12 protein-coding genes and 1 pseudogene are annotated in these 12,686 nt (G+C 54.5%); 3 read left to right on the top strand and 10 right to left on the bottom strand.

The genetic code is table 11. The annotated features are described in order from the left end of the window. Positions 1-3: 3 nt before the first annotated feature. The 7 genes from nikE to A1SC_RS07475 form a co-directional block, all read right to left on the bottom strand. A complete protein-coding gene (gene nikE, locus A1SC_RS07445) occupies positions 4-810 on the bottom strand; it encodes a nickel import ATP-binding protein NikE (RefSeq protein ID WP_000173709.1) in 807 nt (268 codons plus the stop codon). Continuing rightward, a complete protein-coding gene (gene nikD, locus A1SC_RS07450) occupies positions 807-1,571 on the bottom strand; it encodes a nickel import ATP-binding protein NikD (RefSeq protein ID WP_001136196.1) in 765 nt (254 codons plus the stop codon). Before nikD ends, nikE begins: the two co-directional genes overlap by 4 nt. Further along, a complete protein-coding gene (nikC, locus tag A1SC_RS07455; protein ID WP_001008957.1) occupies positions 1,571-2,404 on the bottom strand; it encodes a nickel ABC transporter permease subunit NikC in 834 nt (277 codons plus the stop codon). The genes nikD and nikC overlap by 1 nt, the downstream gene beginning before the upstream one ends. Next, positions 2,401-3,345, bottom strand: a complete 945-nt coding sequence (nikB, locus tag A1SC_RS07460; protein ID WP_000947086.1) for a nickel ABC transporter permease subunit NikB — start codon at positions 3,343-3,345, stop codon at positions 2,401-2,403. Before nikB ends, nikC begins: the two co-directional genes overlap by 4 nt. Beyond that, a complete protein-coding gene (gene nikA, locus A1SC_RS07465; protein WP_001517278.1) occupies positions 3,345-4,919 on the bottom strand; it encodes a nickel ABC transporter substrate-binding protein in 1,575 nt (524 codons plus the stop codon). Before nikA ends, nikB begins: the two co-directional genes overlap by 1 nt. Positions 4,920-5,029: 110 nt before the next feature. Beyond that, positions 5,030-5,617 carry a 4'-phosphopantetheinyl transferase AcpT gene (acpT, locus tag A1SC_RS07470; RefSeq protein WP_016262634.1) on the bottom strand — a complete coding sequence of 196 codons (588 nt, stop codon included), beginning with the start codon at positions 5,615-5,617 and terminating at the stop codon, positions 5,030-5,032. 54 nt (positions 5,618-5,671) lie between these two features. Continuing rightward, positions 5,672-6,721 (bottom strand): AI-2E family transporter, encoded by a 1,050-nt coding sequence (locus tag A1SC_RS07475; RefSeq protein ID WP_001517277.1) that lies wholly within the window; start codon positions 6,719-6,721, stop codon positions 5,672-5,674. A gap of 98 nt (positions 6,722-6,819) precedes the next feature. Between A1SC_RS07475 and A1SC_RS07480 the strand changes: the two genes are divergently transcribed. Beyond that, positions 6,820-8,070 (top strand): MFS transporter, encoded by a 1,251-nt coding sequence (locus A1SC_RS07480; protein WP_001517276.1) that lies wholly within the window; start codon positions 6,820-6,822, stop codon positions 8,068-8,070. 2 nt (positions 8,071-8,072) lie between these two features. Here A1SC_RS07480 and dcrB read toward each other — a convergent pair whose 3' ends face one another. Both dcrB and A1SC_RS07490 read right to left on the bottom strand, forming a co-directional pair. Further along, a complete protein-coding gene (gene dcrB, locus A1SC_RS07485; RefSeq protein WP_001245289.1) occupies positions 8,073-8,630 on the bottom strand; it encodes a phage sensitivity protein DcrB in 558 nt (185 codons plus the stop codon). A gap of 72 nt (positions 8,631-8,702) precedes the next feature. Continuing rightward, on the bottom strand, positions 8,703-9,368 hold the full coding sequence (locus A1SC_RS07490; RefSeq protein WP_000991081.1) for a 7-cyano-7-deazaguanine/7-aminomethyl-7-deazaguanine transporter: 666 nt from the start codon (positions 9,366-9,368) through the stop codon (positions 8,703-8,705). 221 nt (positions 9,369-9,589) lie between these two features. Between A1SC_RS07490 and tusA the strand changes: the two genes are divergently transcribed. Continuing rightward, entirely contained in the window at positions 9,590-9,835 is a 246-nt protein-coding gene (tusA, locus tag A1SC_RS07495; RefSeq protein ID WP_000130621.1) for a sulfurtransferase TusA, read from the top strand. A 264-nt stretch (positions 9,836-10,099) separates the two neighbouring features. Further along, positions 10,100-10,407 (top strand): annotated as a pseudogene (locus tag A1SC_RS0122180) (hypothetical protein). A 32-nt stretch (positions 10,408-10,439) separates the two neighbouring features. On the opposite strand, the gene zntA reads toward A1SC_RS0122180, so the two are convergent. Further along, positions 10,440-12,638, bottom strand: a complete 2,199-nt coding sequence (gene zntA / locus A1SC_RS07500; RefSeq protein ID WP_000106513.1) for a Zn(II)/Cd(II)/Pb(II) translocating P-type ATPase ZntA — start codon at positions 12,636-12,638, stop codon at positions 10,440-10,442. Positions 12,639-12,686 lie beyond the last annotated feature (48 nt).

The raw sequence follows: 12,686 nt of genomic DNA, 5'->3' as shown, positions 1-12,686 counted from the left end.
ACGTTAAACCTTTTCTGTGGCGCGACGGCGCACGGGGAATGCGGGTAATACCGCGTTTTGTAGCACACGTCCGGCGTCAGAGGAAAAGGTTAATTTCTCTCCCACCACCTGGGTTTCGACGATTTGCCCGTTGTCCATCACCATTACCCGCTGGCAAAAACGTTCTACCAGGCGTAAGTCGTGGGTGATGAACAGGCAGGCGGTGCCAAACTGCTGTTGCAGCTTTTTCAGCAGGCGAATCACTCCCGCCTGCAGTACCAGGTCAAGGTTAGAAACGGCTTCATCCAGAATCAGCAATTTCGGTTCGACTGCCAGCGCGCGCGCCAGGCAGACGCGCTGGAGTTGACCGCCGCTTAGCTGCGGTGGGCGCTTGTCGAGCACGCTGTCGTCGAGATCTACCGCATTCAGCATTTCGCTGGCGCGCGCCAGTTGCTCCGATTTTTTCAGCGATAACAGGTGACGCATCGGCTCACGCAGGATCTCGCGCACGGTTTTGCGTGGGTTAACGGCGCTGATGGAGTCCTGAAACACCATCTGAATATCACGGCGGAACGCTTTACGCTGGGCGCGATTGAGCTTCGCCAGCGGTTCACCGCGCCAGCTAATCGTGCCCTGCGACGGCGACTCTAAACCCACCAGCAGCCGTGCGAGAGTACTTTTCCCACAGCCGCTGCGCCCCAGCAAGGCGACAGTTTCACCGCTTTTCAGGGTCAGAGAAACGTTATTCAGTACCGCCTGATGCTGGTGCTTACCGCTAAATCCACCGTGCGCATAGTGATGTGAAAGGCCGGAAACGTTAAGTAAAGTCATGATGCCAGCTCCATACCGTAAAGCGCGAGATGAGCGGAAACCAGGCTGCGCGTCACCGGATGTTGCGGTGCGTTAAACAGCGTTTCGACATCGCCCTGTTCGACAATCTTACCGTGTGACATCACTGCTACATCGTCCGCCAGACGCGCCACTACGCCCATATCATGAGTGACCAGCAACATTCCCGGAGCCTGCTTTTGCATAATGCTTTCCAGCAGATCAAGGATGCGCGCCTGCGCCACCACATCAAGGTCGGTAGTTGGTTCATCAGCGATGATAAACGGTGATTCACACAGCACTGCCATCGCAATCATCATGCGCTGCAACATGCCGCCGCTCATCTCGAACGGGTACAGCTTCAGCACGCGCGCAGCGTTTTCCAGCCCCACTGCTTCTATGGCTGCGATAAGCGTGGCGTCATCGGCGGGTTTCCCTAACGCCTGGCAGGTTTCCCGCGCGTGGGTGTGCATGGTGTGCAGCGGATTAAAGGCGCTGCGTGGGTTTTGCATGATGGTAGCAATTTTGACACCGCGTAGGGCGCAGGGAGAAACCGGTTTGCCATCGGCTAAAATTTCCCCAGCCGTCTGGCGAACGCCTGCGGGTAGAATGCCCAGCGTCGCGGCGCAGGTTAATGATTTCCCGCTGCCGCTACCGCCAACTAACGCCAGCACGCGCCCGCGTTGCAGGGTTAACGATACACCGTGCACCAGCGGCTTTGCGGCCTGTAGCGCGATATCGCGCAGTTCAATCTGTTGCGGCATTAGTGTGCGTGCTCCGTCACCAGATGAGGATCCAGATGATCGCGCAGTGCGTCACCCACCAGGTTAAAGGCCATCACGCTGATAAACAGCGCCAGCCCCGGCCAGAACATTTGTAGCGGCTGAGTCCAGATATACTGGCGCGCGTCGTTAATCATCACGCCCCATTCGGCGGTCGGCGCGGTCACGCCGAGGCCGAGGAAGGACATTCCCGCCACGTGCAGCATCATATGGCCGATATCCAGCGTTGCCAGTACCAGCAGCGAAGGGATCACCGCGCCTGCCAGATGGTCGACAAACACCCGCACATGGCCCGCGCCAGAAAGCCGTGACGCCAGCACAAACTCGCGTTGGCGCAGTGAAATCACCAGGCTGCGCACCATACGTGCATACCACGCCCAGTGCGACAGGGCGATGGCGATAATCACGTTGGTTAGCCCGGTGCCGAGTACGCCGACCATAAAGAACGACAGAATCGAGGTCGGGAAGGTCATAAACATATCCGCAACGCGCATGGTGGCCTGATCGACGCGCCCGCCAATCAGCCCGGCGCTACCGCCAATAATCAACCCTAACGTCAGTACCAGCAGCAGGCAGGCCATTACTGAGCCGAGCGACACGCGAGTCGCCGCCATCAGCCGCGAGAAAATATCGCGGCCTAAATGATCAGTGCCCAACCAGTGCTGCGCATCTGGCGAAAGCAGGCGAGAAGGCAGATCAATCGCCTGTGGATCATACGGTAGCCACCACTGGCTGGTGAGCGCAATCAGCGCCAGCAGGGCGATAATGATCAGCGCCAGACGTACCGACCAGCGGGAAGAGAGGAAAAAGTTCACGCGTGCGCTCCTTCATGACGACGAATACGCGGGTCCAGCGCAGCATTGATCAAATCAACAATCAAATTACAGACCACAAAAACCACCACCATCATCAGCGTAAAACACTGAATGACCGGATAGTCACGGTTAAAAATTGCCGACACGGCGTAACGGCCGACGCCCGGCCAGGCAAAGATATTTTCGATAATCATTGTCCCGCCGATCAGTTCGCCAATGTGCATCCCCACGGCGGTGATCATCGGCAGCGAGGCATTGCGCAGGATGTGACGGCGTTCGGTCTGTTTGTCGTTCAGACCGCGTAGCCGCGCCCAGGTCACGTGACGCTGACCGGCGACGTCGAGCATACTGGCGCGCAGCAGACGTGCGTTTATCGCCAGCGACATAAAGGCGATGGATACCGCAGGTAAAATGAGGTGCTGCCAGCCGCCGTAGCCCATCGCGGGCAGCCATTGCAGATACACCGAAAACCCCATCACCAGCAAAAATGCCAGCCAGAAGTTAGGCATCGACACGCCGAGAAACGCGATAAAACGCACGGCGAAATCGGGCAGGCGATCGCGATGGCGCGCCGCCCAGATACCGAGCGGCACGGAAGTGAGCAGAATTAACACCAGCGCCGCGCCTGCCAGTTCCAGCGTGGCGGGCAGGAAATTCAGCATATCGTCCAGCACCGGGCGTTGGCTGGCGAATGAGACACCAAAATCAAGATGTAGCGCCTTCCACAGCCAGGTGCCGTATTGCACGTACAGCGGCTGATCCAGACCGAGCATTGTGCGGGTAGAAGCCAGCATTTCCGGCGTCGGCGGCAGGTTGGACAGACGCAGATAATCGAGCGCTGGATCGCCGGTGCCGAGGCGTAGCATCAGAAAAATGATCACCGAGGCGGCAAGCACCATCGGGATCAGCAGCAGAAAGCGGCGCAATACATAACGCAACATTAAGGTTTCACCGGTTTAATCTGTTCGAACGGAATTTCAGTGGCAATCGGCGCGTAGGGGATGTTGCCCAGTTCCGGTTTTGCCACCACCATCATCGAGATATAGCTGATTGGCAGATAAACCGCCTCGTCGTGCAGACGGGTCAGAATGTCGCGATATAGTGCCTGACGTTGTGTTTCGTCATGGGTCGCCAGCACTTCGCCAATCTCTTTATCAATCAGCGGTTTGTCGGCTAATCCTTGCTGTGCCTGGAAGTCAGCGTGCGACGGTACGCGCATCGAACTCAGGAAAGCGTGTGGATCGTATGGCGCGCCCCAGGTGCGGTGGAAAATCATTCCAAATCGACCGTCACGCTGGCGGGCGTAGATACTGCTCTCTTCTTCTCCAATTAATGTGATATCAGCGCCAATCTGGTGCATATCGGCCTGAATGATTTCTGCCATTGATTTGCTTAACGCATCGGTGCCGATGAACGACAGTTCAATGCGCAGCGGCTGACCGTTTTTCTCACGGATATCTTTGCCCGCAGGTAGTGTCCAGCCTGCTTTTTCCAGCAAATCTTTCGCTTTCTGTGGATCGTACTGGCGCGGCTTCAGGCCGAGATTAGCGTAAGGCACAGAAGGGGCAAACAGAGTGTCGGCAACCTGCTGGGTGCCATACAATGCGTTATCAATCAGCGATTTTTTGTTTACGGCGTAATTGAGCGCTTCCCGCACTGCCAGCTCGTTGGTAGGGGCTTTGGCGGTATTAAGCGCCAGCATCACAGTTTCGATCGGTTGTGACAGTTGAGTGTGGTAAGCCGGGGTCTGGCTAAAGCGGGCGAAGGTATCGAGTGGCAGCAGCCCTTCATTACCGTACAGCAGGTCGATATCACCGGTTTCGAAAGCTACCGCGCGAGTAGTCGGGTCGGGGATCACGTTGAAGGTGATCTTTTTAATTGCCGGTTTTTCACCCCAGTAGTTTTCGTTACGGACGAAGACATCGTATTGATTCAGTTTCGATTCCTGCAAAACCCACGGCCCGGTGCCAATCGGGGCTTTAATCCCGTTCATGGTTTCGTGGTTTTTAAATTGTGACGGAGCGATAAAGCGGAAAGGGCGCGGCAGAGCCAGTTCTTGCAGGAAAGGATAGTAGGCGCTTTTTAGGGTGATTTGTAGCTCGGTTTTGCTGAGTGCTTTGACACCAACAATCTGATTTGCCAGCTCCAGCCAGGCGTGACGTTGACGGTTATCGAGCACTGCGCGGAAGTTTTCTGCTGCGGCCTCTGCATCGAACGGTTCACCATTAGAGAATTTCACGTCATCACGCAGGGTGAAGGTCCAGGTTTTGCCATCTTCCGAATGGGTCCAGCTTTTTGCCAGCCACGGGGTCACCGAACCGTCTGCCTGATATTTCACCAATGGTTCATAAACCATGCTCTGGGCGAACATCTGATTAGGCGTGTAAAGGTGCGGGTTTAGTGGCCCGACGTTCACCGGCCAGGCGGTGGTGATTTCATCTGGCGCGGCGGCATGGACGATAAAAGACGCACAAGCCAGCAGCGCAAACAGAGTGCGGCGGAGTGTGGAGAACATGGTAACCCCAATGGATTAAAATAGATGGCGGAAATAAGTATGACGATTTTAAGTATTCGTCATACTGATAACCTGTTCTGGATCAAGAGATAGGCAGTCGGACGGGCGGATCAGTTAAGTGAATCGAACCATTGCACACTGTCGGCGGTGAGCGTAAAGGGAGTAGGGGTGCAGATTGCCAGGCTTAAATTGTCGAGCTGGCAATGGCTGACTGACAGCGATGACTGGTAGGTGCTGTCTACGCTGACGATTTGCCAGGCGCTGCCGCCACGCTGTTTAACGATGGCTTCTTTGCGTGTCCAGATACGCCAGAACACTTCCAGTTGTTGGTCAGGATGCACAGCGTCCATTTCGGCATGTTCTCCGAGGCTGAACACCGCGTTCGCCAGCCAACGCCAGTTGGCGCGCGGGCGAATCACTTCGATATCACAGCCGACTTCACCTTCATCGCTCAACAGCAGGGCGATATCGTCACCGCTATGACTTAAGTTGAACCAGAGCGGCGTTTCCGGGGGGAAGGCGGGTTTCCCTTGTTCACCGTAGATGATGTCCGGTAGTGGAGAAAGCGTGTGCGAAAGCAATGCACGCCCCGCCAGCCAGCGTTCTCGCCGTGGGCCTTGCGGTGCTTGATCGCGCAAAGCCGGTGGCAGTGGAGCTGCGCTTAAGGTCGAAACTTTCCCCAGAACTATCCGATACATATCAGGGCCAACGTTTAATTATGATGGAAAGTGCGTATCGTATCACTTGTCGCCTCATCCCGGTAACCGACTTTTCGGTCTGCCTGGTCCCAGTAAAATCGCCAGTTTGCTGCCGCCCTTCGTGGTTTCCATCCAGATTTTACACACGCTGGTTAGTGGTACTGAAAGTAGCATGCCAATCGGGCCGAGCAGCCATCCCCAGACTAACAATGAAAGAAACACCACCATGGTGGACATTCCAAGGCGATGGCCCATCATCCGTGGTTCTAAAATATTGCCGATGATCATATGGACGATTAAAAACAGTGCGCCGACCAGGATGCATTCGTAAACGCCATTAAACAGCAGCACTTGAATCATCGGCGGCACGGCGGAGATCACCGCGCCGATATTGGGCACGTAGTTGAGCAAAAACGCCAGAACTGCCCACATCAGTGCAAACTGTACGTCCAGCAGCGCCAGCCCTAACCAGACGATCACGCCCGTCCATAAACTTAACAGCGTCTTCAAGGCCAGATAATGCGAAACGCCTTTAAGTGCGCGGTGTAATCCCGCGATGTGAATCTGTGGGTTATTCAGCGCAAAGCGCATTTTGTAAGGCACGTGGCGCACTTCAAACAGCATGAAAACCACGGTCATCACCAGCAAAAGCACGCTCGCCATTGCCCCGGAAAGTCCGGTCATTAGCGCAGTGGTGAATGTTACGAGTTTTTCTGAGTCCATCCGCTGAAGCATCCGTTCCGGCGACATATGCAGATTAAGAAATGGCAACATTTCTTGTAATTTAAAGAGTTTACGCGTCAGTTCCTTGTTAAATTTCGGCAACATGGAGATAAATTCGTTAAACGATGCCGCCAGCACGCCGACCAGCGCGGTAAGTGCGATCAGCATTACTACCACCACAATCGTAATGGCAACGGGACGCTGGACTCCGCGACGAATAAACCAGGTGACCAGCGGGTTGAGGACAATGGCGAAAAACAGCGCCAGCAACAGTTGCACTATGATATCTGCTGCTGCGTGAATACCCGCGAGGATCACCACCAGTGAGGCCAGCTTCAGCAGGATGTGCATACCCGTTTTATCGGGTTGAGGGGTTTCCATTGGGGCTTCCTTGTGACTTTTTGTATTAAGTGTAGCGGGAGTCACGCCAGCAATATTCTGATTCTTACTGCTGATTTCCACGTCAGCACGTGGTAAAAATGAAACACTGTTGTAAAAACGTGGTGATCCTCATGCCCGAACCCGTTGCCGAACCGGCATTTAACGGATTGCGCCTGAATTTGCGCATTGTCTCCATTGTCATGTTTAACTTCGCCAGCTACCTTACCATCGGGTTGCCGCTCGCTGTATTGCCGGGCTATGTCCATGATGTGATGGGTTTTAGCGCCTTCTGGGCGGGGCTGGTTATCAGCCTGCAATATTTCGCCACCTTGCTGAGTCGTCCTCATGCCGGCCGTTACGCCGATTTGCTGGGGCCAAAAAAGATAGTCATCTTTGGTCTGTGCGGCTGCTTTTTGAGTGGTCTGGGGTATCTGACGGCAGGATTAACCGCCAGTCTGCCCGTCATCAGCCTGTTATTACTGTGTCTGGGGCGTGTAATTCTCGGTATTGGACAAAGTTTTGCCGGAACCGGCTCGACACTGTGGGGCGTTGGCGTGGTTGGTTCGCTGCATATCGGTCGAGTCATTTCCTGGAACGGCATTGTCACTTACGGGGCGATGGCTATGGGCGCGCCGTTGGGCGTGCTGTTTTATCACTGGGGCGGTTTGCAGGCGCTGGCGTTAATCATTATGGGCGTGGCACTGGTGGCAATTCTGTTGGCGATCCCGCGTCCTTCAGTGAAAGCCAACAAAGGCAAGCCGCTGCCGTTTCGCGCGGTGCTTGGGCGCGTCTGGCTATACGGCATGGCACTGGCGTTAGCTTCCGCCGGATTTGGTGTCATCGCCACTTTTATCACACTGTTTTATGACGCTAAAGGTTGGGACGGCGCAGCTTTCGCGCTGACGCTGTTTAGCTGTGCATTTGTCGGTACGCGGCTGTTATTCCCTAACGGTATTAATCGTATTGGCGGCTTAAACGTGGCGATGATCTGCTTTAGCGTTGAGATTATCGGCCTGCTATTGGTTGGCGTGGCGACCATGCCGTGGATGGCGAAAATCGGCGTCCTACTGGCGGGGGCGGGATTTTCGCTGGTGTTCCCGGCGTTGGGCGTGGTGGCGGTAAAAGCGGTGCCTCAGCAGAATCAGGGGGCGGCGCTGGCAACCTATACTGTGTTTATGGATTTATCGCTGGGCGTGACCGGGCCGCTGGCTGGGCTGGTGATGAGTTGGGCAGGTGTGCCAGTGATTTATCTGGCGGCGGCGGGATTGGTAGCAATCGCGTTATTGCTGACGTGGCGATTAAAAAAACGGCCTCCGGAGCAAGTACCGGAGGCCGTTTCATCATCTTAAAATTACTGAATCACCAGTGTATTAATGATGTTTTCTGCGGTGGTCTGCGCTTTTTGCTGATCGTCAGCAGGCAGCGTGATTTGCATCGTCAGCATTTGATTTCCCACGTTACCCAGAATGACGGAAGAGTACGCCGTCTGGCCTTTAGCGGAGATGATGCTGTCTAACTGCTGCATTTTGTGACCTTTCAGCTCAATGGCTTTGTTAGTCACCACTTGCAGTTGTGGATCGCGGCTACGTTGCTGATCTTCCAGACGCTTCGCCAGCACAGCCAGGTCTTCTTTCGGATCATCGCCCATAATAATAATCACTGCTTTCTGCCCAGTGGCGTCGGACCAGACGTGCATGTTATTGGCCTGTGTTCCCAGCTTACCGCTCTGGTCGGTCATATCTGCTGGCAGCGAGAAGCTTAACTTGCCATCAAGCAGGTTGACGGTATTCGCGGTAGCGTTACTTTCCGCGACTGTGCTTTCCGCTGTAGCGTTAGTGTCTTTATCATCACAGGCCGCAAGCCCCATAACCAGCAGGCCAATTCCGACATATTTAACCAGATTGCGCATTGACATCTTCCTTTTGATAAACGGCCATAACGGCTCATTCATCCATCTTATCACAAGTCTGATAACGAACCTTTAACTGGCCTGCAAAGCGTTGATTTCGGATTTATCTGCCAGTCTTTTCAATAGCATATTGAGTAATACGCCATACATTGGCAGGAAGAAAACGATGCTAATTAACACTTTGAAACAGTAATCAACCAGCGCGATTTCCATCCAGTGTTCGGCCATAAAGGCATCCGGACTGCGCCAGAAAGCAATAAAGAAGAAGGCCAATGTGTCGCTGACGTTACCGAAAAGTGTGGAAGCCGTCGGTGCCAGCCACCAACGACGACTCTGACGCAGACGGTTAAAGACGTGTACGTCGAGGATCTGTCCCAGCGCGTAGGCCATAAAGCTGGCGGTAGCGATACGGGCGACAAACAGGTTGAAGTGGGCGAGAGCGCCGAATCCCTGCCATGAACCCATATAAAACAGCGACGAGATGACGTAGGAGATCAGCAACGCGGGGATCATCACCGCAAAGATGATACGACGAGCCAGCGGCGCGCCAAAAATACGCACGGTCAGGTCGGTAGCAAGAAAAATAAACGGAAAGCTAAACGCGCCCCAGGTGGTATGAAAACCGAAAATAGAGACCGGAAGCTGTACCAGATAGTTACTGGAGGTGATCACCAGTAGATGAAATAACGATAACCAGAACAACGCTTTATAGCGTTGAGTTTGCGAGAAAGCGTTCATATTGTACCTTTTTGATTAACCATTGGGGTGAGGGAACCCAATACGTACGGCACGTTATTTTATAGTGAGATAATAACGTGCTTACCCTTTTTTCGAGCCGCCGCATGATACTGCTTTGTGTTAACAATGCAATGGTTAATTTTCACGCAATCGTTAACCTGGTTTGCTTACGGACTCGCGGGGCGTAAACTAGCGCCGTTTTTTTATGTGACGAGAAGAAAATGACCGATCTCTTTTCCAGCCCTGACCACACACTTGACGCACTAGGCCTGCGCTGCCCGGAACCGGTGATGATGGTGCGTAAAACCGTGCGTAATATGCAGCCTGGCGAAACGTTGCTGATTATTGCCGATGATCCGGCCACGACCCGCGATATTCCTGGGTTTTGTACCTTTATGGAACACGAACTGGTGGCCAAAGAGACGGACGGACTGCCTTATCGTTATTTGATTCGCAAAGGTGGCTGATGGGGGCAGATTGGCTTCGATGCCGCCTTTTCCTCTCACCTTAACCCTCACCCCAGAGGGGCGAGGGGGGCGATCGCGCTCAATTTTGCGGCTTGCAACCGGCTTGTAGAACGAATAAAGCGTTTAAGCTGCATCTGGCGATATGGTGCACAATGCCTGATGCGACGCTGTCGCGTCTTATCATGCCTACGAGTTCGATGCTCTGTGTAGGCCGGATAAGGCGTTTACGCCGCATCCGGCAAGCAAGTGTAATGGAATGCACAAATGGATTATTTAATTCCAGTTTGTCTGGGATTGCTGGGATTGCTCGCGATATTCGCCCCCAATTGGCAGCTCCCTGTTTTTATCGTCGTGGGGGATGGCTGGGGGTACTTGCATGGGGTTGGCTCTGGCTAATGATATTTTTACCTTTACTCAACGGCGTCGGGCTTGCTTATGCTCTGTGGTTGATGTTCAAAAGGCCATCATTAGCATCTCGCCTGGTTGCTGCATTCAGTGTTATCTCCGTCATTCTGATGTTAGCGCTATATTACGCTTTCCTGACTATGCCGCCGTTCCCGCCCCAGCGTTAAGCCTGATAGCCAGAGGCTATCAGGCAACACCTTTACTTCCTGCGTAACAACCGCAACGCATTCGCCGTTACCAGCACCGTCGCCCCCGTATCTGCCAGCACCGCAAGCCACAGGCCGGTCATACCCAAGAGTGTAGTGACGAGGAAGATCCCTTTCAGCCCTAGCGCAATAGTGATGTTCTGGCGGATATTGGCGTGAGTCGCGCGTGCCAGTTCAATCATCTGCACCAGACCACGCAGATGGTTATGCGTTAACGCTGCATCGGCGGTTTCCAGCGCCACGTCTGTGCCGCTACCCATTGCAATCCCAATGGCTGCGGCTTTCATGGCTGGTGCGTCGTTAATACCGTCGCCCACCATCGCCAGTGGCGCATGTTGATTCAACTCGGTCACGGCTTTGACTTTATCTTCCGGCAGTAATCCAGCTTTAAACTCCAGCCCCAGTTCACCGGCAATGGCTGCCGCTGCACGCGGATTATCGCCGGTGAGGATCACCCCTTTAACGCCCAGTGCGTTTAGTTCACTGATGGCAGTTGCGGCGTCGGCGCGTAGCGTATCCTGCAACGCAATCACACCAAGCACGTCATCGTTACGCACCACCAGCACTACCGTTTGTCCGGCGCTTTCCAGTTCGTTAATCAAACCAGCGAATGCTTCGGCAGGATGTTTCCCTGCGGCGCATATCAGCACCCGATCGCCGTTGACCAGCGCTTCAATGCCAGAGCCGACCAGTGCTCGCTGTGACTCTGCGCCAGGAATGCTGAGTGCGGCAACTTGCGCTTCACGAACTATGGCCTGCGCCAGTGGATGTGTTGCCCCTTGCTCCACCGCTGCCGCCAGCGCCAGGAGTTCAGATTCGCTAACACCGGTTGCCGGATGCATCGCGGTAACGCGCGGTTTACCGACGGTTAGCGTACCGGTTTTATCAAACGCCACCTGGGTAACACGACCTAACTGCTCCAGCGCCGCGCCGCCTTTAATTAACGCCCCACGACGCGCCGCTGCTGCCAGCCCGGAGGTAATCGCCGCAGGCGTGGAGATAACTAACGCACACGGGCAGCCAATCAGTAACAATGTCAGCCCTTTATAAATCCACTCCTGCCAGCTTGCAGCAAACAGCAGCGGTGGCACCAGCGTCACCAGCAGGGCGACGGCCATAATCGCAGGCGTGTAAATACGGCTGAAACGGTCGATAAATCGCTCAATCGGTGCGCGGCGCTCTTCGGCCTCTTCGATCAGTTTCAGAATGCGGTCAATGGCGCTGGCACCCGGTTCTGATAGCACTTCCAGTGTAACCAGTCGGTCGACGCTGGTGGCACCTGCAGGGACTTTATCGCCTGTTGTGCGTTCCACAGGGATGGATTCGCCGGTAAGGGCGCTTTCATCAAAACTGGCAAATGGTGAGAGCAGTTTACCGTCGGCAGGTAAACGCCCGCCCGCAGCAACTTCAATCACGTCGCCAGGGCGCAGGCTGTTAATCGCCACTTCTTCACGTTCGCCGTTACGCAGGCGCGTGGCGGTTTCTGGTTTCAACGCCATTAATGCGCTGACGCCCTGACGTGCGCGGCTGGCGGCCCAACCTTCCAGCCGTTCACCAATCAAAAACAGCAGCAATACCATCGCGGCTTCTGCCGTTGCGCCAATAAACAGCGCGCCGATGGCGGCTACGCTCATTAACGTTTCAATAGCAAAATAGCTGCCGGATTTAATTAAGCGCAACGCCTGGCGAGCAATCGGGTACAGCCCAACCAACGTGGTGGCGATAAACGCCAGTTGGCCGAACGGATGATTAAATTGCTCCAGTCCCCAACTGATCGCCATCATCACAATGAGCGTAATCAGCGGTAGATTCTCTTTCAGGCGTGATTCTTTTGGCTCTTCGGCGGCCTGTTCATCGCGCAGGGAATAGCCCGCTTTTTGCACCGCCGATTCAACTTGCGCACGGATGTCATTGTCGGCATCAACCACCAGTTTTTCGGTAGCGAATAACACCTGTACCTGATTCACGCCAGAAAGCTGGCGCACGGCATTTTCTACTTTGCGCGCACAGGCGGCACAGTCCATGCCGCTGACTTTCCAGCTATAGCGAGTGCCGGAGACTTTTTCAGAGAGTGTTGGCGTGCTGGAACATGCACCGTCGCAGCAACAGTCGTTGGCGTTCTGTGCCGTGGTTAGCGGTTTGAACGCGGCAAATTGAGGGGCTTTTTTGCCGTGATTGTCAGGAGTCGACATGGCATCCTCCGGTTAAGTTTTTTCTCATTAACCGAAGGATACACTCTG

This window comes from Escherichia sp. KTE52, assembly GCF_000408325.1.
GTDB classification, from domain to species: domain Bacteria; phylum Pseudomonadota; class Gammaproteobacteria; order Enterobacterales; family Enterobacteriaceae; genus Escherichia; species Escherichia marmotae.
The sequence above is the reverse complement of the archived record's forward strand: the minus strand, read 5'-3'. Positions and strand labels throughout refer to the sequence as shown.